The organism is Microbacterium sp., assembly GCF_044340635.1.
Lineage (GTDB): Bacteria > Actinomycetota > Actinomycetes > Actinomycetales > Microbacteriaceae > Microbacterium.
Map to the genome: position 1 here is coordinate 317,397 of NZ_JBIITF010000001.1, position 22,590 is coordinate 339,986.

The following is a 22,590-nucleotide window of genomic DNA, read 5'->3' on the forward strand; positions in this document are numbered from 1 at the left end:
CTGCCCTACGCTAACGTCCGTGCCGGATGGTCCTCCGGGAGGTTCTGCACAACGGATGCCGCGACGCGTAGGACCTTCTCGACAGATTCCTCTTCGCCGACGGAGATGCGCACGCCTTCGCCCGCGAACGGTCGTACGATCAAGCCGGCCTCCTCGAATACCTCGGCCGTCCGAGCCGTCTCCGGCCCGGTCGCCAGCCAGACGAAGTTGCCCTGCGCCTCGGGCACACGCCAACCGAGGGCCCGCAAGCCCCCGGCGAGGCGATCGCGCCGCTCCACGAGCTCTGCGACACGACCGCGCAGAACCGGCTCGGCCTCGAGGCTGGCCAGGGCGGCCGCCTCCGCCTGTGCCGTGACGGACAGGGGGATGGCCGTGCTGCGCGCGGCGGAGAGGATGGAGGCATCGCCCACCGCGTACCCGATCCGCAGTCCCGCCAGACCGTAGGCCTTGGAGAAGGTGCGGAGCACCACCACCTGAGGCTGGTCCAGGTATCCGGTGACGCCCAGACCGTTCACCGCGTCCGGGTCGGTGACGAACTCGGCGTACGCCTCGTCGAGCAGCACCAGCAGGTCGCGGGGGAGCGCGGCGAGGAACGCGTCGAACTCGTCGCGGCGCACGGTCGGCCCGGTGGGGTTGTTGGGCGTGCAGACGATCACGACCCGGGTCCGCTCGGTGACCGCCGCCGCCATCGCCGGGAGGTCGTGGCGCCCGTCGGCCGTCAGCGGCACGGTGATGCTCGTCGCGCCCGCGACCGTGACGAGGGAGGGGTAGGCCTCGAACGACCGCCAGGCATAGAGCACCTCGTCGCCGGGACCGGCGGCAGCGGCGATCAGCTGCGCGAGGATCGCCACGCTTCCCGCGGCTGCGTGCACGCGGTCCTCCGCCACCCCGAAACGTGCGGCGAGCGCGGCTCGGAGTCGACCGGCTGTCGCGTCCGGGTACCGGTTGATGCCGGAGGCTGCGGCAATGGCCTCGAGCACCCCCGGAAGGGGGCCGAAGGGATTCTCGTTGCTGGAGAGCTTGTGGGCCGAGCCATCCGCCTGCTTGCCCTGTCGATACGCAGGCAGCGCAGCGATTTCGGGGCGGAGTCGCACGGGAGCGGCGGGGGAGTCGGTCACCCGGTCGAGTCTACGAGGAGGGTGGGGGAGACGCGCGGATGCCCGCCGTGGGAGACTCGGGGTCATGCGATTCATCGTCCGTGTCGTCATCAATGCGTTCGCGATCTGGGTCGTGACACTGATTCCGGATCTGCAGGTGAGGGTCACCCCCTTCGCCCCGGGGGAGACGCTCCAGCTCGTGCTGACGCTGTTGCTCGTCGCCGCAATCTTCGCGGTCGTGAACACCGTGATCGGCACGGTGGTCAAGATCATCGCTTTGCCGCTCTACATCCTGACCCTCGGTCTCATTTCCCTGATCATCAACGGATTCCTCCTGTGGCTGACGGCCTGGGTCACGTCCTGGTTCGGGTTCGGCCTGACCGTCGGCGACTTCTGGTGGGGCGTTCTGGCCGCCCTGATCATCGCCGTGATCAACGGGATCTTCGGCATCATCCTGCGCCCCCAGCGCCAGCGCCAGCGTCGGCGCGACTGACGCGTCGCGCGCCGTAATCCGTGGCCTGAACGGCGTCCGCTCGGCCCAGCCGGTCCCACAGCGCGTCGATTCCCCGGACGCGCGGGTCGGCCGACGCATCCAGCAGGGCGCCTGTTGCGACGTAGGAGCTGAGGGCGTGCGCGGGCATCGTGACGTCGTGCAGGCCCGGGAGCGGGTCCGCCATTCGTTCGGCCACGAAACCGCCCGGCGCGCCGCGGTCGGCGGCCGGCGACGAACCGGCGAGCGCGGCCACAGGATCGTCGGTATGGCGGATCGTGACGGCCGTGACGTCCGGTGGAAGGGGATCCGTGGTCGGGGCGCCGAAGGTCACGAGCGTGCGGACGTCGTATTCACTCTCCCGCGCGAGGAGTCCCGCCGCCATCGCGCCCTGCGAATGGGCGACGGCGTGCACCGGCTCCCCGGGGCGCACTCCGGCATCGGCCAGCGCGGCGCGAACGGCGGCGCTGGCCGCGGCATCCTGGCCTGCGTAGAGCGCGAGGTTCGATCGCATGTCGAACGGCTCGGGACCATCGAACGCGACGCTCTGGGTGCCGGTGACGTAGACGACCCACTCGCGTCCGCCTCTCGGCATGGTGTATCGCTCGACGCGGATGCGCGTTCCCTCGGGGCCGGAGAGGCGCTTTCCGGCGTCGGCGAATCCCGCGACAGGAGCGGCCGCCATCCGGCGCAGGGGCGTGGTGGTGACCCCCGCACTGATGGCGGGCGACGGGGGAGCGGATGCGGCGGGCACCCGCATGGCGTTCGCGCGGATGTCGCTGGCTCGCGCTGCGGCGAGCTGCACGCCGGCGACGAGCGCGAACCCGAAAGGCGCTGCCCACGCTCCGCCGACCAGACCGGCACCCAGGGCCGCCTGCATCCGGAGCGCGCCGCCGCTGTCGCCGTCCCCGAACGCACCCGTTCGCACCAGCATGTCGAACGCCGCGGCCGAGCCGGATACGCCCCACAGCCGCGCACCCAGCACGCCCGCCCGGGATTCGAGGGCCGCGAGCTCGGCTTCGCCGTGTTGCGAGAGGCGCCACGCGGCATGGACCTCGACCAGTTCGTACAGGTCGGCCGACTGGTCGAGCGCGGCCGCGAGCCGCTCGCAGTCCTCCGCCAGTTGGTCGACCCGACGCGCCTCACGCGCCAGTTCGTACTGCACCTCGCGGGCCGCACGCAGTCCCGGCACCGACGCGATGAATCCCGCGGCGATGTCGAGTGATGCGTCCATGCAGCGCAGCCGGTTGGCCAGCGCCCGCCCCGCGTCGGCGGCGCTACGCAAACTGGAGGTGTCGATCGCGGCGGCACCGCTCGAGCGGATGTCGAGGTCATCAGGCACGGGGCGCCTCCTCCGTCAGCGTCCACACCCGGTTGCGCAGGGCGCGGATGTCGGCGACAAGCGCATCCAGCGCAGCCGAGCTGGCCGTCCCGTCGGCGGAGAGACCACCGGCCCGGCGACGGAAGTCTCGAGCCGCCGGGCCCTCCCACGACACGCTTGCTTCGAGCGCGAGCAGCGCGGCAGCGACCGACTCCGACTCCGCGGCGACGGCCCGGACGAGCGTGAGCGCCGCCGTCACCAGGTCGACCAGCCACGCATCCGAGGCGTCGTACTCGCGGTCGGGCGGCGGCGAGCGGGAGAAAGCGGCAGCGGGCACCGGTTCAGCGTGGCCGTGCCGGGGTCCCACTCCCGTACGTGGCGCTCGAATGGGGGATTCCGGGCGCCCTCCGGCCCCTGGGGAGGAGAGGCGAAGAGTGCGCCGAGAGGGGTGGACGGGCAGAATGGGCGGATGACGCGGAACCTGGACGCCTCAGCGCCCTTCCGCGTCGTGTTCGTCTGCACGGGAAACATCTGTCGCTCGCCGATGGCCGAGGTCGTCTTCCGGCAGCTCGCGGATGCCTCGGGTCATGGCGCACGCGTCGCCTCGAGCAGCGCAGGCACGGGCGACTGGCATGTGGGCGAGCAGGGCGACGAGCGGACGCTCGCGGCCCTGCAGCGCCGAGGATACGACGGCAGCCGCCATCGAGCCCGCCAGTTCACGGCCGACACGTTCGACGTCAACGACCTCGTGGTGGCGCTCGACCGGAGCCACGAGCGGATCCTGCGCGGATGGGCACGCACGGAAGAGGATGCCGACAAGGTCGCCCTGCTGCTCGGGTTCCTCCCCAACCCCACGACGCTGGATGTTCCGGACCCGTACTACGCGGCCACCGAAATGTTCGATGACGTGCTCGGTATGATCGAGGAGGCGACCAGGTCGCTCTTCCGCCAGCTCGAACCCGCCCTTCGCCCGGGATCGCGCGCCGCCGCCTTCCCGTTCGGAGCATCCCCGTGACGTCCCTTCCCCCCCAGCCCTTGAGTCCCCTCGACGGCCGGTACCGAGGCGTCGTCGCGCCCCTCGCGGAGTATCTGTCCGAGGCGGGCCTGAACCGCGCGCGGGTCGAGGTCGAGGTCGAGTGGCTGCTGGCACTCACCGACCGGTCACTCTTCGGCACCTCTCCGCTGGCCGACACCGAGCGCGATGCTCTGCGCGAGCTGTACCGATCCTTCGGCGCGGACGAGATCGCCTGGCTCGCCGAGCGCGAGGCGATCACCCGTCACGACGTGAAGGCCGTGGAATACCTCGTGCGCGACCGGCTGGCGACGCTCGGACTCGACCGCATCGCCGAGCTGACGCACTTCGCCGCGACGAGCGAGGACGTCAACTCGCTCGCCTACGCCCTCACGGTGCAGCGCGCCGTCGAGCGCGTCTGGCTGCCGGCCCTTTCCGCGGTACGCGAACGCCTCGACGAACTGGCGGTCGAGCACCGCGCGGCCCCCATGCTCTCGCGCACGCACGGACAGCCCGCTACGCCCACGACGATGGGCAAAGAGATCGCCGTGTTCGCCTCACGCCTGGCACGGGTCGAGCGGACGATCGAGGCATCCGAATACCTCGGTAAGTTCTCGGGGGCGACCGGCACGTGGGCCGCCCACCTCGCAGCCGGCCCCGACGTCGACTGGCCGCTCGTCGCGCGCGAGTTCGTCGAGTCGCTCGGCATCGGCTTCAACCCGCTCACGACCCAGATCGAGTCGCACGACTGGCAGGTCGAGCTGTACGACCGCGCGCGCCACGCCGGCGGCATCCTGCACAATCTGGCGACGGATGTCTGGACGTACATCTCGCTCGGCTACTTCACGCAGATCCCGATTGCGGGTGCCACGGGTTCGTCGACCATGCCGCACAAGATCAACCCGATCCGGTTCGAGAACGCCGAGGCGAACCTCGAGATCGCGGGCGCACTGTTCGCCTCGCTCTCGCAGACGCTCGTGACGAGCCGCCTGCAACGCGACCTCACGGATTCGTCGACGCAGCGCAACATCGGCGTCGCGTTCGGCCACTCGCTGCTTGCGCTCGACAACCTGCGCCGTGGTCTCGACGAGATCGCGCTCGCGCAGGACCTGCTCTCGACCGACCTCGACGCCAACTGGGAGGTGCTCGGCGAGGCCATTCAGACGGTCGTGCGTGCCGAGGTCGTCGCGGGTCGCTCGACGATCTCCGACCCCTACGCGCTGCTGAAGGAACTGACTCGGGGCCGTCGCGTGAACGCCGCCGATCTGGCCGAGTTCGTGCGCGGGCTCGACATCGGCGAGGAAGCGCGGGCACGGCTGCTCGCCCTCACGCCGGCGACGTATACGGGCTTGGCGATGGAGCTCATCGACCGCGAGGTCTGAGCCGGCACGACGCGTCAGGAACGCGGCGGATCGTTCGGCTCATCGTCGAGGAGCACGGCGCGGTCGATGGGCTTCTCGACCTGCGCCGGGTCGACCGCGAGCAGCAGCAGCGAGAGCCCGAGAAGCACGACGATGAACGTCACACCGCCGATGATGGCGGTGAGCGGCAGCGCGAGCGCACCCACGCTGGGCTGAAAGCCGCCGGTCGAAACGAAGGTCACAACCCCGGCGAAAACAGCGCAGACAAACGCGATGCCGAGCAGCTGGACGGGGCGCATGAGCTCGCGGCGGGTGGGTCGATCGGTCATGCCGTCTCCTCCTCGCGCCGAGCCGGCGCAGTGCGGGCATCCGGCGTGGCTGTGCCCGTGACATCCGCGTCGAGGGATCCTCCGTCGACGACGTCTCGGCGGGGCGAGAAGCCCGCGATTCCGAGGAAGACCGCGATGATCGCCGCGTAGCCGCCGAAGATCCCGACCGCGATGATGATCCCGGTCAGCGTGAATTCGTCATTCGCCTGAGTGGTCGGATTCTCGATGCTGTACGTCAGAACGTATTGTGCGGGCACCAGCAGCAGCCCGAGACCGAGGAGCACCGTGAGGGCACCAGTGACCAGCGAATCCCGCGCCTCGGCCCGTAGGGCGGGGGAGCGGCGCTCGCGCAGCGCCCCGATAGCCTCGATCAGGCCCGTGACCAGCGCCCACGAGATGACAAGGGCGAAGAAGAACGTCGTGGAACGCCAGACCAAGATCCCGGCGAGCATCCCCGCGACGACCGACAGCGCGCCGAGCGCGAGGGGCGCGGCGCGGCGACCGGCCGGGTAGGTCAGCCAGGCCGACACCAGCTCGATCAGGCCCGTGACGATTGCGAAACCGCTGAAGACCGAGAGCCCGACGGCCGCGGAGTGGTCGGACGAGAAGGTCACCATGATCGCAGCGATCGCCGCGATTCCGGCGCGCGCGAGCTGCACGTGCCGAAGCGCGAAGCGCGGCGCAGCTGCGGATGGCGCGGGAGTGGCGGTGGACACGGTGGAACCTGGTTTCGAAACGGGGATGCTTCCAGTCTAGATCGTCGCGGGGAGCGGGTCCCCGGCGCTACCCGGGGCCTGCCGCGGCGCCCGGATGCACGACTCGGTCGAGTCGGGCCGTGTCGGTGGACCACATCCACCGATGGAGCCCATCTCGACCGAGCCGACGGCTCTCCGCGGGGTCGGCGGCAGAATGAACCCATGCCGATCCTGAACAAAGACATGACGTTGTGCATCTCGCTGGCGGCGCGCCCGTCCAACCTGGGGACCCGCTTCCACAACTTCCTCTACGACGAGCTCGGCCTGAACTTCATCTACAAGGCCTTCACGACCGACGACATCGCGGGCGCGATCGGGGGAGTGCGCGCCCTCGGCATCCGCGGCTGTTCCGTGTCGATGCCCTTCAAGGAGGCCGTAATCCCGCTGGTCGACGCTATGGAGGCCTCCGCCGAGGCGATCGAATCGGTGAACACGATCGTGAACGACGCGGGCACGCTCACCGCGTCGAACACCGACTACGAGGCCGTCGAAGCCCTGCTCGCCGAGCATGCAGTCGACCGGGCGCAGTCGGTCGTCGTGCGGGGCTCGGGTGGCATGGCCAAGGCCGTCGTCGCGGCGTTCCGCGGCGCGGGTTTCGACGACCTGACGGTGCTCGCACGCAACGAGGCCGCCGGTCGTGCACTGGCCGACAAGTACGGGTACCGCTGGGTCGCAACGGATCCCGAGCCAGGTCACGCGATGCTCGTCAATGTCACCCCGCTCGGGATGGACGGCGCGGATGCTTCCGCTCAGTCGTTCTCCGACGAGCACATCGCGGCCGCAAGCGCCGTCTTCGACGTCGTGGCGTTCCCCTCCGAGACGCCGCTGATCCGCGCGGCGCGGCGACGAAACCTCGGGGTCATCACGGGTGCCGAGGTCGTTGCGCTGCAGGCGGCGCGGCAGTTCGAGCGGTACACGGGCATCACGCCCACGCGTGACCAGGTCGAGCGTGCCGCGGCATTCTCTCGACTCGTGGCCTGAGCCTCTCCGTCGCGGTCGACCGTCAGCCCTGCAATCGCACCATCCACTGCTCGGGGCGCTCGAGCGCACCGAAGCCGAACTTCTCGTACAGGCCGTGAGCGTCGGCCGTCGACAGTGCCATGCGGCGCAGGCCGAGCGGCTCCAGGTCCGCGACGACCCCCTCGATCAGACCGACACCGACGCCGAGCCCACGCACGCCCGGGGCGACGAACACATCGCACAACCACGCGAAAGTCGCCCCGTCTGTCACGACGCGCGCGTACGCCACCTGCGCCGCGGACTCGTCGTCGACCACGGCGTAGTTCCGGGACGCGTCGATCGCGGCTTCCTGCACGGAGCGCGCACGCCCGAGCGCCCAGTACGCCTGTTCGCTCAACCAGCGGTGCACGAGTTCGCGATCGATGTCTTCCGGGTCGGTCGAAAAGCGGAATCGGGCGTCCATCACCCGAGGGTATCCAGGGCCGGAGGATCGCCCGCAACGGATTCCGTCCGCTGTGTTGCCAAGTGTGACGACGCGAATCCGCGCCGGGACGCTCTCCCGGTTACGGTTTCAGCGCGCCGGTGTCCCAGGAACCCTGGGATCGAGGCGTCCCGAACCCACAGCAAAGGACGACCATGAAGCTCATCCGTACCGCCCTGCTCGGCGCCGCCACCGCGGCACTGGTCCTGACGACGGCCGCGTGCAGCGGGGGAGCGACGACGTCCGAGTCCGGCGCGCCGGCGGCCGACAAGACCGAAGTCAAGATCGGGTTCAACCCCGGCCCGTACCAGGAGATGTTCGAGGGCGGCATCCTGCCGATCCTCGAGGACGAGGGCTACAGCGTCGAGTACGTGGACTTCACCGACGGCATCGTCGTGAACGTCGCCGTCTCGACCGGCGAGATCGACGCGAACATCATGCAGCACCCCGTGTACATGGATTTCGTGAACGCTCAGGAGGGCATCGACAACGCCGCGCTCGTGCAGATTCCGACGCCCCGCATGGCGCTGTTCGGCGGCAAGTCGACGTCGATCGAGGACGTGCAGGACGGCGCGACCGTCACGGTGCCGAACTCGCCCGCGAACCTCTACCGCGGCCTGCTGATCCTGCGCGACATCGGCTGGATCGACTTCGAGGACGTCGACGACCCGAACACGGCGGACCTGTCGATCATCACGTCGAACCCGAAGAACCTCGACATCACCCCGATCGAGAACGCACAGCAGGTGCCGGCGCTGCAGGACGTGGACTACGCCACGATCCAGGGCAACTTCATCGTCGCCGGTGACCTGGACTACAACGACGCGCTCGCGCTCGAGGACCAGCCCATCGAGTTCTCGAACGTCGTGACCGTGCGCGCAGACGACCTCGAGTCGGACTGGGCACTCGCCATCAAGGCGGCCTATGAATCGCCCGAGTTCATCGAGTACATCGAGTCGAACTCGCAGTACGACGGGTACAACCTGCCGGCCTGGTTCAGTTGAGCACTCCCGCAGAGGGAAGGATCGTCTTCGAGGATGTCTCGAAGACGTTCACCGGAAGGGCCGCGGACACCGCGGCCCTTCGCGGCGTCTCGCTCGAGGTCGCGCCGGGCACGATCTACGGCGTCATCGGGTACAGCGGTGCGGGCAAGTCGACACTGATCCGCCTGGTGAACGGCCTCGAGCATCCGACATCCGGTCGCGTCGTCGTCGACGGCATCGATGTCGGGTCCCTGCAGGGGGCTCGCCTGCGCACGGCTCAGAAGCGCACCGGCATGATCTTCCAACAGTTCAACCTGCTCGAGACCGTCAAAGTTCGGGACAACGTCGCCCTGCCCCTCCGTCTCGACGGCGTCGGCAAAACCGCCGCCCGGGCCCGTGCCGACGAGGTTCTCGAGTTCGTGGGCCTCGGCGAAAAGGCCGACAATCACGCGGGCGAGCTGTCGGGCGGACAGAAGCAGCGTGTAGGAATCGCGCGAGCACTCGTGCGAAACCCCAAGATCCTGCTGTCGGACGAGGCCACGAGCGCCCTCGACCCGACCACGACGGGTCAGATCATCGAGCTGCTGCGGAGCATCAACCGCGAGTACGGCACGACGATCCTCGTCGTCACGCACGAGATGGATGTCATCAAGGACCTCGCCGAAGAGGTCGCCGTCATGGCCGCGGGCGAGGTCGTCGAGCAGGGCACCGTGCTCGAGACGTTCCTGCACCCGAAGGCCGACATCACGCGAGACTTCGTCACCACCGTCATCCCACAGGGGATCCCGCAACGCGTGGTCGAACACCTGGGCGGCGACGGTCTCTGGCGACTGCTGCTCGTGGACGACCAGGTCACCCAACCCCTCGTCTCGGACCTGATCACCGGCATCGGCGTCTCGATCAACATGCTGCACGCCGATATGACCGAGATCCGCGACCACACCGTCGGGCAGATGATCCTGAAGGTCACCGGCACGCCCGAGCAGGTCGCCGCGGCGCACGCGTTCCTCGAGGCCCGCGTTGCGCACGTCGAGGAGGTCGTGTGATGAACGACGACAAATGGACGCTGATCACCCCCGAGATCTTCCTGACGGCTCTCGGTGAGACCCTGCAGATGCTGGGCGTCGCACTCGCCCTCGGATCGGTGCTCGGCATCGCGATCGGCACGGTGCTGGCCCTGACGCGTCCCGGGGGAGTGCTGCCGAACCGTCCCGTCAATCTGATCCTCGGGATCGTCGTCAACCTGATCCGCTCGTTGCCGTTCATCATCCTGCTCGTCGCGATCCTGCCGTTCACGCGGCTGCTCGTCGGCACGAGCATCGGCGTCTGGGCCGCGATCGTGCCCCTGACCGTCATGATCGCGCCGTACATCGGCCGGCTCGTCGAGAACTCGCTGCTCGAGGTCCCGCAGGGCGTCATCGAGGCCGCACGGGCGATGGGTGCGTCGCCGTTCCAGATCTTCTGGCGCTTCCTGCTGCCCGAGGCGCGCAGCTCGCTCATCCTCGCCCTGACGATCGCGAGCGTCGGGCTCGTGGATGCGACGGCAATGGCCGGAACCGTCGGCGCCGGCGGTATCGGCGACCTCGCCCTGTCGTACGGCTACCAGCGCTACGACGGTTTCGCGATGGTCATCACGTGCGTGACCCTGATCATCCTGGTGCAAGGTATCCAGATGCTCGGCACGGGCGTCGCGCGGCGATACAGGAGGCGATAGGCATGCGCGAATTCGCCCCTGCCGCCCGCGTCGCAGCCCTCCCGGTCAACTTCTGGGGAGGGATGGACCGCGAGATCGCACGCCTCGCGGCCGAGCCCGGACCCGCGGTGATCGACGTCTCGAAGGGCAATCCCGACCAGCCGACGCCGGAACACATCATCGCCGCAATGCAGCGCGAGGTGGCCGATCCCCGCAACCATCGTTACCCGTCTTACGCCGGGCGACCGAGCATCCGCGAAGCGATCTCACTCCGATATCGCGAGGACCACGGCGTCGAGGTCGACCCCGAGACCGAGGTCGCGATCTTCCACGGCTCGCACGAGGGCTTCATGGCGGCGGTCCTCGCGATCGCGGATCCGGGCACGAACGTCGTGCTGCCCGACCCGGGCTATCCGATCTACACCTCCGCGGCCGACCTGGCCGGGGCATCCGTCGTTCCCCTGCCACTCGAACCCCCGCGCTACCAGCCGGACTTCGACGCACTGGCGCATGTCTCGGCGGCCAGCGTTCTGGTGCTCAACTACCCGAACAACCCGACCGGGGCGCTCGCCTCGCGCGCCACCCTCGACGCGGCCGTCGGGTTCGCGAAGAGGACGGGCGCCGCGTTCGTCCACGACTTCGCGTACTCGTCGCTCGGGTTCGACGGCAACCGCCCACTATCGGCACTCTCCGTCGACCGTGACTTCGACGTCACGGTCGAGGTGCAGACCCTGTCGAAGACGTACAGCATGGCCGGATGGCGCGTCGGATTCGCCGCCGGCAACGCCTCGGTCATCGCCGCCATGAAGCGGTACCAGTCGCACGCGTTCAGCACCATGTTCGGGGCCACGCAAGAGGCCGCCGCCGTCGCGCTCGACGGTGATCAATCCGCCGCTGAGGACCTCGTCACGCTGTATCAGCGCCGACGCGACGTCGTGGTGGATGGTCTGCGCGCGATCGGATGGGATGTCGCGGCTCCCGAGGGCACCTTCTTCGTGTGGGTCCGCCTGCCCGGAGATCAGGACGCGGTCGACTTCGCCCGGCGTCTGCGGGAAGAGGAACGAGTCGCCGTCGCACCCGGTGATGGCTTCGGCGCCCGGGGACGCGGGCACATCCGCATCGGACTCGTGCACGATGAGAACACGCTTCGTCAATTGATCGAGCGCCTCGCGGCGTTCGCTAGGAGGAACTGATGGCCGAGATCGAGAGCTTCACCCTGGACCACACCGCCGTGCTCGCCCCGTACGTCCGCCGGATCGGCGTCGAGCACGGGCCGGGCGGCGGAACGATCACCAACTTCGATGTTCGTCTCGTCCAGCCCAACGCGGGTGAGATCCCCACGGCGGGCCTGCACACGCTCGAGCACATGCTCGCGGGGCTCCTGCGCGACCGTATCGACGGCGTGATCGACATCTCGCCGTTCGGCTGCCGCACGGGCTTCCACCTGCTGATGTGGGGCGAACCCGAGATTCCGGATGTCGTGGCCGCTCTGACCGGAGCCTTGAGCTTCATCGCGGACGAGGCCGTCGAGGCCGACATCCCCGGTGTCTCGGCGATCGAGTGCGGCAACTTCCGCGATCACTCGCTGCACAGCGCCCGCGAGTGGGCGAGGGTCGTGCTCGATGAGGGCATCAGCCAGGACGCATTCGCCCGCGTCGGCGTCTGAGCCCCAGCCGAACGTGCGGTGGGCGCGCGGCTAGAGGATCTGCCCGATCGGCTGACGCTTCTCGGCCTGGAAGCGTTCTTCAGTCCGGCCGCGCGCCCAGTAGCCCGAGAGCGAGACCTGGCCGCGATCGAGCCCGCGATCCTCGAACAGCGCCCGGCGGAGGGCTTTCATCGATTCCCGCTCCCCATGGGCGAAGACGTCGACCGTCCCCTGGCGCCACGGCATGGCACGAACGCGGTCGGCGAGTGCCTCCGTGGCGTGGTCCGTATTGACGACCCAGTGCACCTCCACACCCGCGGGCGCTTCGAGAGCGAGAGAGGTATCGTCCGAATCGACCTCGATGTAGGCGACCCCGACGGCGTCGGCGGGCAGCGCCTCGAGCGCGGCGCCAATGGCCGGCACAGCGGAGAGATCGCCCAGATACAGGTACCAGGACGCCTCGGCGTTCGGCGTGTATCCGCCGCCCGGGCCCATCAGCCGCAGTGACGCCCCCTGGGCCGCTTCAGCGGCCCACGGTCCGGCCAGGCCTTCGTCCCCGTGCACGACGAAATCGATGTCGAGCGTCTGCGCCTCGTGGTTCACCCGACGCACCGTGTAGGTGCGCGTGACGATGAGCGCGTCGGCGTCGGTGAACATGAGCTTGACGTACTTATCGGTCTCGGGCCGATCCTCGAAGTGCGCGAACCCGGCTCCGCCGAGCGTCAGGCGCACCAGCTGCGGCGTGAGCCAGGTGCTGGCGACGACGGTCAGATCGATAGCGGGTCGCGGCGAACGGCTGGACGTACGGGATGCGAGGGCCATTCCTCGACGCTACCGCCGCCGAGCGGTAAACGGGGTGGGGCAGCGCGGATCGACGCACCGGACGTCTACACGTGCCGCTCGCACGTCACTCTCTGAAACAATTCGCCGCGGCCCGTCCGCAGCCAATTAGCGTCGTATGCATGAGTGCCACGCCGATTCCCGTTCTCGACCTCTCGCTGCTCGACCAGGGACCCGCGGCGGCCGAGCAATTCCGTGACGAACTGCGCCGCGCGACGCACGAGGTGGGCTTCTTCACGCTCGTCGGCCACGGCATCCCCGACGATCTACAGGCACGCCTGCTGTCGACGTCCCGCGCGTTCTTCGCGTTGCCCGATGAGCAGAAGCTCGAGATCGAGAACCTCAAGTCGCCGTACTTCCGCGGCTACGCGCGGGTCGGCGGCGAACTCACGCAAGGCAAGGTCGACTGGCGCGAACAGATCGACATCGGTCCCGGCCGCGAGGCTCCGGAACTCGGACCCGACGACCCCGCCTACCTGCGCCTCGACGGCCCGAATCAGTGGCCGAGCGCGCTTCCCGAACTCCGCCCCGTGATCGAAGAGTGGCGTGAGCGCCTCGAACAGATCGGTCGGCGGCTGCTCGCCGCGTGGGCAGAGGCGCTGGGCGCCGATCCCGCACAGCTCCTCGACATCTTCGCGGACAAGCCGTCGATCCACATCAAGGTCGCCCGCTACCCCGGAGTGCCCGAGAACGCGAGCTCTCGTCAGGGTGTTGGCCGCCACAAGGACGCCGGCGTGCTCACGCTCCTGTGGATCGAGCCCGATGCGGGCGGCCTGCAGGTCGAGTACCAGGGGGAGTGGCACGACGTGCCACCCCAGGCCGGAGCACTGATCGTCAACATCGGCGAACTGCTCGAGTGGGCCACCGACGGCTACCTGCGCGCGACCGTGCACCGCGTCATCGCTCCCGCCGAGGGGTCCGAGCGCATCTCCGTTCCGTTCTTCTTCAACCCGCGTCTCGACGCGGTGGTCCCTCGGCTGGACATGGCGCCCGAGTACGGCGCCGCCGCCCGGGGAATCGAGCAGGATCCGACGAACGTCATCCACGGCTCCTACGGCGAGAACCAGTTGAAGTCGCGGCTGCGGGCCCACCCCGACGTGGCCGAGATCCACCATCCGGATCTTCTCGCGGCCGCGAAGCGGTGACGAGCGCCTCCGGGCGCTGATAGGGCACGTCGGAACTGCCGCGTAATTGGGCACGCATGCTCCGACGCCGCCCGGATCTCCGACCCACGAACGCAGATCCGCTCAGCGTGAGCCGGCGCGACCGCGGAAGTGGTCCATGGTCTTGTTGATGCCGAGCGTGTTCAACACGGCGTCGAAGGCCGGGACCGGAAGCATCCGCACACCCGGGATCAACCGGACCAACCGGGGCAGGACGAGCTGGCGCTTTCCGCGCTCGACCGCGTCGAGGATGCGGGTAGCGACGTCCTGTTCGTCGAGGATCGGCAACAGCCACGGGTACTTCGTTGTGACGCCCGCGAACATGCCCGTGTTGATGTAGTACGGGCAGACGACGAGTGTTCCGACGCGACTCCGGTCGGCCGCGAGTTCGGCGCGCAGCGACTCGGTGAACCCGAACGCCGCGAACTTGCTGGCGGAGTAGTCGGTCTGCCGCGCGACACCGACGAGGCCCGCCGCGCTCGCGATGGTGACGACCGTGCCGCGGTCACGCGCGATCATGCCCCCGAGAAAGGCCCGCGTCATCCAGTAGAGACTGAGGGTATTGACCTCGAAGGTCCGCCGGATGGCCTCGGGGTCGGCATCCAGGAGTCGCTTGCCCGTCACGACGCCGGCGTTGTTCACGAGGATGTCGACGGCACCGGTCTGCACCGCGGCACGGTCGACCGCGGCACGGTCGGTGATGTCGAGGGCGACCGCCTCGGCACGTCCACCGCTCGAGCGGATCTCGTCACGGACGGCCCGACCGCGCTCCTCCGACACGTCCCAGATGGTGACGCGAGCGCCCCGACCGGCGGCCCCACGCGCCATCAGGCGTCCGATGCCGCTCCCACCGCCGGTGATCAGCACGTGGGCGTTCGCGAACCGCACGGGCGTGTTCGTCATGGCGGGTGCGTCAGTCCTCGTAGCCGATCAGCCAGGGCACCCCGAATCGGTCTGTGGCCTGCCCGTCGTGCGCACCCCAGGGGCGCTCCTGCAACGGATCGCTCACCGTGCCCCCCTCGGCGAGCGCGGCGAACCACGCCTCGAGGGTCGCAGGGTCGGCCGTGCCGAGCAGCGCGAACATCAACCCGGCGGTGTCGAACGATGCCTCATCACCCGCGACGTCCGACGCGAACAGCGCAACAGGGCCGGTCAAGATGCCGTGGGCCACACCATCCGGCAATCCCTGCTCATTGCCGAGGTCGGCGTACGTGTGAATCTCGATTTCGCCGCCGAAGACGTCGCGGTAGAACGTGAGCGCCTCACGCGCACGGCCATCGAACTTCAGGTACGGCACCAATCCGGTCATCGTGTGAGCCTAGAACCCCCGGCGACGATCGGCCAGAGCGGCGGCCGAAGTGTTCACCGGGCGGCTATATCGTGAGGTCCATGGGCAAAGTCTTCGACGCGATCGATCCGAAACTCGCGGAGTGGATGGAGGCGCAGCCCATCTGGTTCGTGTCGACAGCACCCCTTGCCGAGGACGGACATGTCAACGTCTCGCCCAGAGGCCACGACACCTTCTCGGTGCTCGGACCGAACCGTGTCGGATGGGTCGACTACACCGGCAGCGGAGTCGAAACCATCGCGCACCTGCGCGAGAACGGCCGCATCTGCGTCATGTTCACGTCGTTCGACGGGCGGCCCCGGATCGTCCGACTGCACGGTACCGGCACCGTACTGCTGCCCGGCGACGCGGGCTTCGACGAGGTCGTCTCCCGACATCCCGAGAATCCGAGCACCCGGGCCGTCATCGCGGTCGACGTCACGCGCATCGGCGACTCGTGCGGCTGGGGAGTACCCGTCATGGAGGTGCGCGACGAGCGCGACCTGATCCGGCTGCACGCCGAGAAGAAGGGTCCGGACGGTATGGTCGCGTACCGCGCCGAGAAGAACGCCGTCAGCATCGACGGACTGCCGGGTCTCTGACCATGCCGATCGTCGACAACGCCGTCTATGTGGCCGGTCACCGGGTGGACAATCCGGCGAGCCTCCGCGAAACCTTCGAGTACATGCGCGCCTGCGGGGGGATGGCGTGGATCGGGCTCTTCCGACCGACCCAGGACGAGATCCGTCAGGTCGCAGAGGAGTTCTCGCTCCACCCCCTGGCCGTCGAAGATGCGTTGACCGGGCATCAGCGCGCCAAGTTGGAGCGCTACGGCGACATCCTGTTCGCCGTTCTGCGACCCGCGCGCTACCTGGACGCGACCGAAACGGTCGAATTCGGCGAGCTGCACATCTTCGTCGGACCGGACTTCGTCGTGACGATCCGGCACGCCGAGTCCCCGGATCTTGCCCGGGTACGGCACCGGCTCGAGTCTCAGCCCGACCTGCTGGCCCTCGGACCCGAGGCGGTGCTCTACGCGATCCTCGATGAGGTCGTCGATGAATACCGACCGGTCGTCGCCGGTGTCGAGAACGACATCGACGAGATCGAGGACACGCTGTTCGGCGGCGGCAGTGTCTCGCTGTCCCAACGCATCTACGAACTCTCGCGCGAGGTCATCAGCTTCCAGCGTGCAACGCAACCCTTGACCGAAATGCTCGACGCGCTCCTCAAGGGCGCCGACAAGTACCACGTCGACATCGAGTTGCAGCGGTCGCTCCGCGACGTGCACGACCACGCGCTGTCGACGAACGATCGTCTGGCAACCTTCCGCTCGCTGCTCGACAACGCCCTCACCGTCAATTCCACGCTGGTGAGCGAGCGTCACACCGAGACAGCGCTCGTACAGAACGAACAGGTCAAGAAGATCTCCGGATGGGCGGCGATCCTCTTCGGCCCGACACTCGTCGGCACGGTCTACGGCATGAACTTCGACGACATGCCCGAGCTGCACTGGACCTACGGCTACCCGATGGCGCTCGGCCTCATGGCGGCGACGAGCATCACCCTCTACGTCGTGTTCCGCAAGAAGCGCTGGCTGTGACATCCGGTCCGGTCTTCACCCCGCCGTGCGGGCCGGTACGGGGCTGGGTCGACGGTCCGGTGGTACGGGCGACGGGCATCCCGTACGCGACGGCCGTCCGATTCGCCGAGCCGGTCGCGACACGGGACTGGAGCGAGACGCTTTCGGCGACCCGGTGGTCACCCGCCTGTCCGCAGCGGGCGATGCCGTTCCTCGACCGCGTCCTCGGCAGCACGCTCGACCAGAGGCGTCTCGACGAGGACTGCCAGCACCTGTCGATCACCCTGCCCGCCGGCACCGCCCCGGGCGACGACCTGCCGGTGATGGTGTGGATCCACGGCGGCTCGTACGTCTCGGGCGCCGGGGACCTGCCGATCATGGACCCCGCCGCGCTCGTCGCGGAACAACACGTGATCGTGGTGACCGTCACCTACCGCTTGGGACTCTTCGGCTATCTCGGGGGAGTGCCGGGGCGCCCCGCGAACCTCGGTCTGCTCGACCAGCTCGCGGCCTTCCGGTGGGTGCAGCGCAACATCGTCGCGTTCGGTGGAGATCCGCAGCGTGTCACCGCGTTCGGGCAGTCGGCGGGAGGGGATGCCGTGGCGCACCTGCTGGCGACGCCGGGAGCGGCCGGGCTGATCGGTCGGGCCATCATCCAGAGCGCACCGCTCGGGCTCTCGCGTGGTCGCGCCGCCATGAACGACGCCATGAACACGGCGCTCGGGGAGGTGGCACCGGATGCCTCGGCCTCCGACATCCTCGAGCTGCAGCCGGTGGTCGACAAGGCGGCGTCGGCGTTCGGGGTGAAGGGCGGCATGGCGTTCGGGACCCAGTACGGACACGCGCCCCTCCCCGCCGAGGAGGACCTCGATGCGGCCTGGGACGCGGTCGCGCCCGAGGTCGACATCCTGATCGGACACACCGCCGAAGAAGCGGCGCTCTTCCTCCCGCGGCTGCCCCGGCTGCAGCCACTGCTGCGGATGCCCGTGCTCGGCGCGCTCGTCGGCCGGGCCATCGTCGGCGTGGCGACGCGCCTCGTCTACGGCCGGGACAGCCGCCGGTTCGCTCGCCGCCATGCGCGGGCCGGTGGCTCGGCGCACCACTACGTGATCACGTGGTCGGCGCCGGGCAGCGGGTGGGGCTCGGCACACACGGTCGATCTGCCCCTGCTCTTCGGAGACGCGCATGCCTGGCGCACGGCGGATCTCGTGACGGGCACCCCGTGGTCCGACATCGATGCATCCGGTCGTCGCGTCCGGGCGGTGTGGGGTCGGTTCGCGCGGGGCGAGGACCTCGGCGACGTCGTCACCGTGCCGGGTGCCCTGACGATCCGCCGCGTGCGGTAGCTCTCACCCCAGGGACGTCACGGTGCGCGTACTCGAATCCCATCGCCGCAACGCGACCGCAGATCCGGAACGCTCCGGACCCAGCAGGGCCAAGGCGTCATCGAGCGACGCGAGCCGGAGCCGACGCGCGAGAGTGACGTGCGGGGTCCACGACTCCGGCTCGGTGTGCGGGGCATCATCGCCCGGGGGGACCGACCCCCGAACCGCGTCGTAGGCGGCGAGCAAAGCGTCATCCAGCACCACGGACCGCGCCAGCACGGTGCGATCTCCGTGCGGAAAAAGGAGGGGCGCGCCCAGCGTGACGGAGAAGGGCAGCAGCGAGAGCGCCTCGGCGAAGTCGTGGGGCGGCAGCGACGGGCGCACGAGCAGCGTGATGTGCGGGCGGTTGCTGGGCGCCGTGTGCGCGGCGAGACTCGAGTGCCCCGCCCGCGCCAAGCGATCCCAGTCGGCGCGGACCTGCGCCTCCGTCTCGGCGTCGAGGACGAGCTCGATGCTCACGACGTCGCCCATGCCGGGACGGTATCAGTTGCCTCGGCCCGACGAGCCGCTGGGCTCGGATGACTGCGAGGATGGCACGATGATGGATTCGCGCGAAGCCCGGGCCGAACAGCGGCGCCGCGACGGCCCTAACGACGAGGCCGTCGAGGAAGAGATCGAGGTCGAGTTCGAAGAGATCGTCGGCGAGGGAGCGGAGCGGCTGCATCGAACCCTCCGCGCGACGCTCGTGACGGGGTTTCTGGGCGGCGTCGAGGTGGGCATCGGCGTGCTCGTCTACCTCGGCATCCTGTACGAGACGGGCGACCATCTGCTCGCCGGGCTGGGGTTCAGCATCGGACTCATCGCGCTGCTGTTGGCGCACAGCGAACTCTTCACCGAGAACTTCCTGATGCCGATCGCCGCCCTGGTCGCGCGGGAGGGAACGGCGCTCCAGCTGGCGAAACTCTGGGGAGGCACGCTCGTCGCGAACCTCATCGGCGGCTGGCTCATCATGGCGATCGTGGTGACGGCGTTCCCGGACTGGCACGACATCCTCGCCGAGACGGCGCTGCACTTCATCGATGCGCCCTTCACGCCGCAATTCGTCGCGCTCGCGATCCTCGGCGGTGCCGTGATCACCCTCATGACCCGCATGCAGACCGGGACGGAATCCGAGCCCGCGAAGATCGCCGCCGCGATCGCGGGTGGGTTCGTGCTCGCGGGGTTCCAGCTGTTCCACTCGATCCTCGACTCGCTGTTCGCCTTCGGTGCGATCATCAGCGGCGCCCCGCTCACATACCTCGACTGGCTGCTGTGGTTCCTGCCCGTCCTCGGCCTGAACCTGGCCGGGGGACTCCTGCTCGTCACGCTCCTGCGGATCGTCCGAACCGGCGAGCTCTTCCAGCTCCGCCGCCGTCAGAACGCCGATCGCGACTGAGCTCGCGGAGCGTCGCAGAGGACGCTCTCACACGGCGGGCAGCAGGCGCACACCGCGATCCGAGAGCGCATCCAGCGACGGCGCGGATGCCGCATCCGCGCCGTCGACGATGACCCCGGCGACCTCGTCGAGCGGCAGGACCCGGTAACGCGATACAGCACCGATCTTCTCGGAGCTGCCGAGCACGAACGTCTCACCGGCCCGCGCGGCGAGCGCGCGCTTCATCGCCGCCTCGTCGGCATCGCCCGTCGTCAGCTCTGCCATCTCGTGGATGCCCGTCACGCCGAGCAGGAACCGGTCCGCGCTGATCGACTGCGCCGCCTCCACCGCTGCCGCGCCGCTCGCGACGGCGGAGTGTTTGAACAAGCGCCCGCCCAGGATGATGACGTCGGCGGCGTGATCGAGCAGGGCGGCGGCGATCGTCGGGCTATGCGTGATGATGGTGCACTCGAGGGTGGGACTCAACGCGCGGACGGTGGCGAGCGCCGTCGTTCCTCCGTCGACGATGACGGTGCTGCCCTGCTCGATCAGGCTCGCGGCAAAACGGGCGACGCGCTGCTTGCTCCCTGTCGCAACGTTCTGCCGAGTCGCGTAGTCGGCGACAGCGGGCGACGCCGGAAGCGCTCCGCCGTAGACGCGGGTCGCGAGGCCCGCGGCGTCGAGCTCCCGCAAATCGCGCCGGATGCTGTCCTCCGAGAGGCCGAGCTCGGCAGCGAGCTCTTTCGCCACGATGCGCCCGTCCGAGCGCAGCCGGGCTAACACGAGTTCTTTCCGGGATGCGGCGAGCACTTGCACACTCCTTCACGTTTTTGCACGTTCTTGTACTACCTTGCCACTATGCCGAAGCCTTTGATGATTCTGATCGCCGGACCCTATGCATCCGGCACCGATGGCGACCCCGCGCTGATGCGCCGCAACCTCGACCGGCTCGAGGAAGCTGCGTGGCCTCTCTTCCGGGCCGGCCACATCCCCATGATCGGGGAGTGGGTCGCGTTGCCCGTCCTGAGCAGCGCCGGCGCGACGGGCCCGACGGACCCACTGGCCGCCGATGTGATGTACCCGGTCGCGCATCGACTCCTCCAGCACTGCGATGCGGTGTTACGCCTGCCCGGGGAGTCGCGCGGCGCGGACCAAGACGTCGCGATCGCCCGCGAGCGCGGACTGCCCGTCTACACGGCACTGGGCGATGTCCCCGGCGTAGCGGCATAGCCGACGCCACATCGCTGATACGCGACGCGAACATCCGGGAGGATCGATGCCGTCGCGGGGCCGAAATAGGGTCCCATGAGACCCCACCTGCACCACGTCTCCTCTCGGATGTACGGCAATGCCCATCCACCCCCGGATCTACCCCAGCCCGCCCGCGCCATAGGGTGTGAAGCGTGCCAAAAATCGGGACGCGCAAGCGACTGCTGTCCAAGCAAGAGCTTGCCCTCGTCCTGGTCACAGCAGTGTGGGGTTCGACGTTCCTCGTCGTCCACATCGCGGTGCAGTACAGCGGGCCGTGGTTCTTCGTCGGCATGCGCTTTCTCGCCGCAGGGGTGATCAGCGCGGTCATCTTCGCACGCGTTCTGCCGGGCATGCGCTGGAAGGAGATCGGCGCCGGGTCCGCGATCGGAGTGATGATCTTCCTCGGCTATGGCCTGCAGACGGTCGGGCTTCAGACGATCGACAGCAGCACGTCGGCGTTCATCACCGCGCTGTACGTCCCCCTCGTGCCCGTCTTGCAGTGGATCGTCTTCCGCAAACCTCCCCGCGCCCTCACCTGGATCGGCGTGGCGCTGGCGTTCATCGGTCTGCTGCTCGTCGCCGACCCGACCAGCGTCGGATTCAGCTTCGGTCCGGGAGAGATCGCAACGCTCGTCAGCACACTCCCCATTGCGGCCGAGATCATCCTCATCAGCGTCTTCGCGCGCCGGGTGAACATCGGTCGCGTCACGGTGGTGCAGCTTCTCGTCGCCGGTCTGCTGGGGCTCGCGACGATGCCGGTCGTCGGCGAGCAGCCCCCGGCGTTCTCGTGGGTCTGGCTGAGCGCCGCCCTCGCCCTGGGCGCCGCGAGTTGCATCATCCAGCTGACGATGAACTGGGCACAGCGCTCCGTGTCACCGACACGGGCGACGATCATCTACGCCGGCGAACCCGTGTGGGCCGGGATCGTCGGCCGGATCGCGGGGGAGCGCTTGCCCGCGATCGCGCTCCTCGGGGCGGCGTTCATCGTCGCGGGAGCGGTGGTCAGCGAACTGAACCCCCGGAAGAGAGCGGATGCGGCGGACGCCGAAGACGCTGACGGGGCGAGCGAAGCCCCACCCGAGCCAACACACACATCCGCCGGCTGACCCGGCCATTAGACTCCCGCGCGTCATAGGGTTGCGCGTATGCCCCAGACTGATCCCGCCGACTCCGTGCCGCGCGCGGACGTCACGAAGTACACCGGCATCTACAACGCCGATGGCGGTCTCGCGGGAGAAGCCCGGTACGTGATCGGTCACCTCTTCGGCACTGCCGAGTGCGCGCTGTGCGACATCACGCACTCGCCGGTTCGTCGCAAACCCGAGTGGAAACGCATGGTCGCACGGCTCGGGGTGCCCATCGTGGTGTTGCACCGCAACGAGCTCGACGAGCGACTCGCAGCCGCGGCAAGCGAGGTCGACCTACCCGTGGTCTTTGCTCATCGAGCGGACGGGTCGATCGATGTGGCCCTCACTTCGGCCGAACTGGCTGATCTCGGTGGTTCGGTCGACCGGTTCGAGCATGCGCTCACCGGTTCCTCTCCGGGTCACTAGTCGGTGGC

General features: G+C 68.9%; 28 protein-coding genes. 17 read left to right on the forward strand and 11 right to left on the reverse strand.

Annotated features, from left to right (window positions below; all coding sequences use genetic code 11):
• Window positions 1–5: 5 nt before the first annotated feature.
• The gene (locus ACIQ0W_RS01535) at window positions 6–1,118 is read right to left on the reverse strand and encodes a histidinol-phosphate transaminase (protein ID WP_396641115.1); all 1,113 of its coding nucleotides are present in this window, start codon (window positions 1,116–1,118) and stop codon (window positions 6–8) included.
• A gap of 64 nt (window positions 1,119–1,182) precedes the next feature.
• Here ACIQ0W_RS01535 and ACIQ0W_RS01540 point away from each other — a divergent pair, with 64 nt between their 5' ends.
• Window positions 1,183–1,590 (forward strand): phage holin family protein, encoded by a 408-nt coding sequence (locus ACIQ0W_RS01540; protein WP_396641116.1) that lies wholly within the window; start codon window positions 1,183–1,185, stop codon window positions 1,588–1,590.
• Here the strand turns inward: ACIQ0W_RS01540 and ACIQ0W_RS01545 are convergent.
• Both ACIQ0W_RS01545 and ACIQ0W_RS01550 read right to left on the reverse strand, forming a co-directional pair.
• Entirely contained in the window at window positions 1,547–2,929 is a 1,383-nt protein-coding gene (locus ACIQ0W_RS01545; RefSeq protein WP_396641117.1) for a hypothetical protein, read from the reverse strand. The two genes, ACIQ0W_RS01540 and ACIQ0W_RS01545, sit on opposite strands and share 44 nt — an antisense overlap.
• A complete protein-coding gene (locus tag ACIQ0W_RS01550; protein ID WP_396641118.1) occupies window positions 2,922–3,245 on the reverse strand; it encodes a hypothetical protein in 324 nt (107 codons plus the stop codon). Before ACIQ0W_RS01550 ends, ACIQ0W_RS01545 begins: the two co-directional genes overlap by 8 nt.
• A gap of 132 nt (window positions 3,246–3,377) precedes the next feature.
• Between ACIQ0W_RS01550 and ACIQ0W_RS01555 the strand changes: the two genes are divergently transcribed.
• Both ACIQ0W_RS01555 and purB read left to right on the forward strand, forming a co-directional pair.
• The gene (locus tag ACIQ0W_RS01555; RefSeq protein WP_396641119.1) at window positions 3,378–3,923 is read left to right on the forward strand and encodes a low molecular weight protein-tyrosine-phosphatase; all 546 of its coding nucleotides are present in this window, start codon (window positions 3,378–3,380) and stop codon (window positions 3,921–3,923) included.
• Window positions 3,920–5,302, forward strand: a complete 1,383-nt coding sequence (gene purB / locus ACIQ0W_RS01560) for an adenylosuccinate lyase (protein ID WP_396641120.1) — start codon at window positions 3,920–3,922, stop codon at window positions 5,300–5,302. The genes ACIQ0W_RS01555 and purB overlap by 4 nt, the downstream gene beginning before the upstream one ends.
• Window positions 5,303–5,316: 14 nt before the next feature.
• On the opposite strand, the gene ACIQ0W_RS01565 is transcribed toward purB, so the two are convergent.
• Window positions 5,317–5,610, reverse strand: a complete 294-nt coding sequence (locus ACIQ0W_RS01565) for an amino acid transporter (protein WP_396641121.1) — start codon at window positions 5,608–5,610, stop codon at window positions 5,317–5,319.
• On the reverse strand, window positions 5,607–6,326 hold the full coding sequence (locus ACIQ0W_RS01570) for an acyl-CoA synthetase (RefSeq protein ID WP_396641122.1): 720 nt from the start codon (window positions 6,324–6,326) through the stop codon (window positions 5,607–5,609). Before ACIQ0W_RS01570 ends, ACIQ0W_RS01565 begins: the two co-directional genes overlap by 4 nt.
• Window positions 6,327–6,527: 201 nt before the next feature.
• Between ACIQ0W_RS01570 and ACIQ0W_RS01575 the strand changes: the two genes are divergently transcribed.
• Entirely contained in the window at window positions 6,528–7,346 is an 819-nt protein-coding gene (locus ACIQ0W_RS01575) for a shikimate 5-dehydrogenase (protein ID WP_396641123.1), read from the forward strand.
• Between the two features lie 22 nt (window positions 7,347–7,368).
• Here the strand turns inward: ACIQ0W_RS01575 and ACIQ0W_RS01580 are convergent, their stop codons facing one another.
• Window positions 7,369–7,788 (reverse strand): GNAT family N-acetyltransferase, encoded by a 420-nt coding sequence (locus tag ACIQ0W_RS01580; protein ID WP_396641124.1) that lies wholly within the window; start codon window positions 7,786–7,788, stop codon window positions 7,369–7,371.
• 173 nt (window positions 7,789–7,961) lie between these two features.
• Here ACIQ0W_RS01580 and ACIQ0W_RS01585 point away from each other — a divergent pair, with 173 nt between their 5' ends.
• Genes ACIQ0W_RS01585 through ACIQ0W_RS01605 form a run of 5 tightly spaced genes read left to right on the forward strand, consistent with a single transcriptional unit; the run spans window position 7,962 to window position 12,148 of the window.
• Window positions 7,962–8,810, forward strand: coding sequence for a MetQ/NlpA family ABC transporter substrate-binding protein (locus tag ACIQ0W_RS01585; protein ID WP_396641125.1), 849 nt, complete (start codon window positions 7,962–7,964; stop codon window positions 8,808–8,810).
• Window positions 8,807–9,835 (forward strand): methionine ABC transporter ATP-binding protein, encoded by a 1,029-nt coding sequence (locus tag ACIQ0W_RS01590; protein ID WP_396641126.1) that lies wholly within the window; start codon window positions 8,807–8,809, stop codon window positions 9,833–9,835. Before ACIQ0W_RS01585 ends, ACIQ0W_RS01590 begins: the two co-directional genes overlap by 4 nt.
• Complete coding sequence (locus ACIQ0W_RS01595) at window positions 9,835–10,503, forward strand: methionine ABC transporter permease (protein WP_396641127.1); 669 nt, start codon at window positions 9,835–9,837, stop codon at window positions 10,501–10,503. Before ACIQ0W_RS01590 ends, ACIQ0W_RS01595 begins: the two co-directional genes overlap by 1 nt.
• Window positions 10,504–10,505: 2 nt before the next feature.
• Window positions 10,506–11,675, forward strand: coding sequence for a pyridoxal phosphate-dependent aminotransferase (locus ACIQ0W_RS01600; RefSeq protein WP_396641128.1), 1,170 nt, complete (start codon window positions 10,506–10,508; stop codon window positions 11,673–11,675).
• Window positions 11,675–12,148, forward strand: coding sequence for an S-ribosylhomocysteine lyase (locus ACIQ0W_RS01605; protein ID WP_396641129.1), 474 nt, complete (start codon window positions 11,675–11,677; stop codon window positions 12,146–12,148). The genes ACIQ0W_RS01600 and ACIQ0W_RS01605 overlap by 1 nt, the downstream gene beginning before the upstream one ends.
• A 30-nt stretch (window positions 12,149–12,178) precedes the next feature.
• Here the strand turns inward: ACIQ0W_RS01605 and ACIQ0W_RS01610 are convergent, their stop codons facing one another.
• Window positions 12,179–12,949: a siderophore-interacting protein gene (locus ACIQ0W_RS01610; RefSeq protein WP_396641130.1), complete on the reverse strand. Its 771-nt coding sequence runs from the start codon at window positions 12,947–12,949 to the stop codon at window positions 12,179–12,181.
• A gap of 140 nt (window positions 12,950–13,089) precedes the next feature.
• On the opposite strand from ACIQ0W_RS01610, the gene ACIQ0W_RS01615 reads away from it, so the two are divergent.
• On the forward strand, window positions 13,090–14,112 hold the full coding sequence (locus ACIQ0W_RS01615) for an isopenicillin N synthase family dioxygenase (protein ID WP_396641131.1): 1,023 nt from the start codon (window positions 13,090–13,092) through the stop codon (window positions 14,110–14,112).
• A 102-nt stretch (window positions 14,113–14,214) separates the two neighbouring features.
• Here the strand turns inward: ACIQ0W_RS01615 and ACIQ0W_RS01620 are convergent, their stop codons facing one another.
• Window positions 14,215–15,033: an SDR family oxidoreductase gene (locus tag ACIQ0W_RS01620; protein ID WP_396641132.1), complete on the reverse strand. Its 819-nt coding sequence runs from the start codon at window positions 15,031–15,033 to the stop codon at window positions 14,215–14,217.
• Between the two features lie 10 nt (window positions 15,034–15,043).
• Window positions 15,044–15,439 (reverse strand): VOC family protein, encoded by a 396-nt coding sequence (locus ACIQ0W_RS01625; protein ID WP_396641133.1) that lies wholly within the window; start codon window positions 15,437–15,439, stop codon window positions 15,044–15,046.
• Between the two features lie 80 nt (window positions 15,440–15,519).
• Here ACIQ0W_RS01625 and ACIQ0W_RS01630 point away from each other — a divergent pair, with 80 nt between their 5' ends.
• From ACIQ0W_RS01630 to ACIQ0W_RS01640, 3 genes are read left to right on the forward strand one after another with little or no spacing between them, the layout of a single operon-like run.
• Window positions 15,520–16,059, forward strand: coding sequence for a pyridoxamine 5'-phosphate oxidase family protein (locus ACIQ0W_RS01630; protein WP_396641134.1), 540 nt, complete (start codon window positions 15,520–15,522; stop codon window positions 16,057–16,059).
• Window positions 16,060–16,061: 2 nt separating this feature from the next.
• Window positions 16,062–17,060 carry a magnesium/cobalt transporter CorA gene (gene corA / locus ACIQ0W_RS01635; protein WP_396641135.1) on the forward strand — a complete coding sequence of 333 codons (999 nt, stop codon included), beginning with the start codon at window positions 16,062–16,064 and terminating at the stop codon, window positions 17,058–17,060.
• A complete protein-coding gene (locus tag ACIQ0W_RS01640; RefSeq protein ID WP_396641136.1) occupies window positions 17,057–18,385 on the forward strand; it encodes a carboxylesterase family protein in 1,329 nt (442 codons plus the stop codon). The genes corA and ACIQ0W_RS01640 overlap by 4 nt, the downstream gene beginning before the upstream one ends.
• 3 nt (window positions 18,386–18,388) lie before the next feature.
• On the opposite strand, the gene ACIQ0W_RS01645 is transcribed toward ACIQ0W_RS01640, so the two are convergent.
• On the reverse strand, window positions 18,389–18,895 hold the full coding sequence (locus ACIQ0W_RS01645; RefSeq protein WP_396641137.1) for a 2'-5' RNA ligase family protein: 507 nt from the start codon (window positions 18,893–18,895) through the stop codon (window positions 18,389–18,391).
• Between the two features lie 67 nt (window positions 18,896–18,962).
• On the opposite strand from ACIQ0W_RS01645, the gene ACIQ0W_RS01650 reads away from it, so the two are divergent.
• Complete coding sequence (locus ACIQ0W_RS01650) at window positions 18,963–19,799, forward strand: formate/nitrite transporter family protein (RefSeq protein WP_396641138.1); 837 nt, start codon at window positions 18,963–18,965, stop codon at window positions 19,797–19,799.
• 27 nt (window positions 19,800–19,826) lie between these two features.
• Here the strand turns inward: ACIQ0W_RS01650 and ACIQ0W_RS01655 are convergent, their stop codons facing one another.
• Window positions 19,827–20,588: a DeoR/GlpR family DNA-binding transcription regulator gene (locus ACIQ0W_RS01655; protein ID WP_396641139.1), complete on the reverse strand. Its 762-nt coding sequence runs from the start codon at window positions 20,586–20,588 to the stop codon at window positions 19,827–19,829.
• 48 nt (window positions 20,589–20,636) lie between these two features.
• Here ACIQ0W_RS01655 and ACIQ0W_RS01660 point away from each other — a divergent pair, with 48 nt between their 5' ends.
• The 3 genes from ACIQ0W_RS01660 (at window position 20,637) to ACIQ0W_RS01670 (ending at window position 22,582) form a co-directional block, all read left to right on the forward strand.
• The gene (locus ACIQ0W_RS01660) at window positions 20,637–21,008 is read left to right on the forward strand and encodes a DUF4406 domain-containing protein (protein ID WP_396641140.1); all 372 of its coding nucleotides are present in this window, start codon (window positions 20,637–20,639) and stop codon (window positions 21,006–21,008) included.
• A gap of 173 nt (window positions 21,009–21,181) precedes the next feature.
• Window positions 21,182–22,135, forward strand: coding sequence for a DMT family transporter (locus tag ACIQ0W_RS01665; protein ID WP_396641141.1), 954 nt, complete (start codon window positions 21,182–21,184; stop codon window positions 22,133–22,135).
• A gap of 39 nt (window positions 22,136–22,174) precedes the next feature.
• A complete protein-coding gene (locus ACIQ0W_RS01670; RefSeq protein ID WP_396641142.1) occupies window positions 22,175–22,582 on the forward strand; it encodes a hypothetical protein in 408 nt (135 codons plus the stop codon).
• The last annotated feature ends 8 nt before the right edge of the window (window positions 22,583–22,590 follow it).

What these genes read in the sequence shown, in the direction of transcription:
- ACIQ0W_RS01650 (WP_396641138.1), top strand. Translation starts at nt 18,963, where the DNA reads ATGATGGATTCGCGCGAAGCCCGGGCCGAACAGCGGCGCCGCGACGGC.
- corA (WP_396641135.1), top strand. Translation starts at nt 16,062, where the DNA reads ATGCCGATCGTCGACAACGCCGTCTATGTGGCCGGTCACCGGGTGGAC.
- ACIQ0W_RS01595 (WP_396641127.1), top strand. Translation starts at nt 9,835, where the DNA reads ATGAACGACGACAAATGGACGCTGATCACCCCCGAGATCTTCCTGACG.
- ACIQ0W_RS01660 (WP_396641140.1), top strand. Translation starts at nt 20,637, where the DNA reads ATGCCGAAGCCTTTGATGATTCTGATCGCCGGACCCTATGCATCCGGC.
- ACIQ0W_RS01600 (WP_396641128.1), top strand. Translation starts at nt 10,506, where the DNA reads ATGCGCGAATTCGCCCCTGCCGCCCGCGTCGCAGCCCTCCCGGTCAAC.
- ACIQ0W_RS01670 (WP_396641142.1), top strand. Translation starts at nt 22,175, where the DNA reads ATGCCCCAGACTGATCCCGCCGACTCCGTGCCGCGCGCGGACGTCACG.
- ACIQ0W_RS01565 (WP_396641121.1), bottom strand. Translation starts at nt 5,610, where the DNA reads ATGACCGATCGACCCACCCGCCGCGAGCTCATGCGCCCCGTCCAGCTG.
- ACIQ0W_RS01580 (WP_396641124.1), bottom strand. Translation starts at nt 7,788, where the DNA reads ATGGACGCCCGATTCCGCTTTTCGACCGACCCGGAAGACATCGATCGC.
- ACIQ0W_RS01540 (WP_396641116.1), top strand. Translation starts at nt 1,183, where the DNA reads ATGCGATTCATCGTCCGTGTCGTCATCAATGCGTTCGCGATCTGGGTC.
- ACIQ0W_RS01605 (WP_396641129.1), top strand. Translation starts at nt 11,675, where the DNA reads ATGGCCGAGATCGAGAGCTTCACCCTGGACCACACCGCCGTGCTCGCC.
- ACIQ0W_RS01555 (WP_396641119.1), top strand. Translation starts at nt 3,378, where the DNA reads ATGACGCGGAACCTGGACGCCTCAGCGCCCTTCCGCGTCGTGTTCGTC.
- ACIQ0W_RS01625 (WP_396641133.1), bottom strand. Translation starts at nt 15,439, where the DNA reads ATGACCGGATTGGTGCCGTACCTGAAGTTCGATGGCCGTGCGCGTGAG.
- ACIQ0W_RS01610 (WP_396641130.1), bottom strand. Translation starts at nt 12,949, where the DNA reads ATGGCCCTCGCATCCCGTACGTCCAGCCGTTCGCCGCGACCCGCTATC.
- ACIQ0W_RS01585 (WP_396641125.1), top strand. Translation starts at nt 7,962, where the DNA reads ATGAAGCTCATCCGTACCGCCCTGCTCGGCGCCGCCACCGCGGCACTG.
- ACIQ0W_RS01630 (WP_396641134.1), top strand. Translation starts at nt 15,520, where the DNA reads ATGGGCAAAGTCTTCGACGCGATCGATCCGAAACTCGCGGAGTGGATG.
- ACIQ0W_RS01575 (WP_396641123.1), top strand. Translation starts at nt 6,528, where the DNA reads ATGCCGATCCTGAACAAAGACATGACGTTGTGCATCTCGCTGGCGGCG.
- ACIQ0W_RS01645 (WP_396641137.1), bottom strand. Translation starts at nt 18,895, where the DNA reads ATGGGCGACGTCGTGAGCATCGAGCTCGTCCTCGACGCCGAGACGGAG.
- ACIQ0W_RS01620 (WP_396641132.1), bottom strand. Translation starts at nt 15,033, where the DNA reads ATGACGAACACGCCCGTGCGGTTCGCGAACGCCCACGTGCTGATCACC.
- ACIQ0W_RS01615 (WP_396641131.1), top strand. Translation starts at nt 13,090, where the DNA reads ATGAGTGCCACGCCGATTCCCGTTCTCGACCTCTCGCTGCTCGACCAG.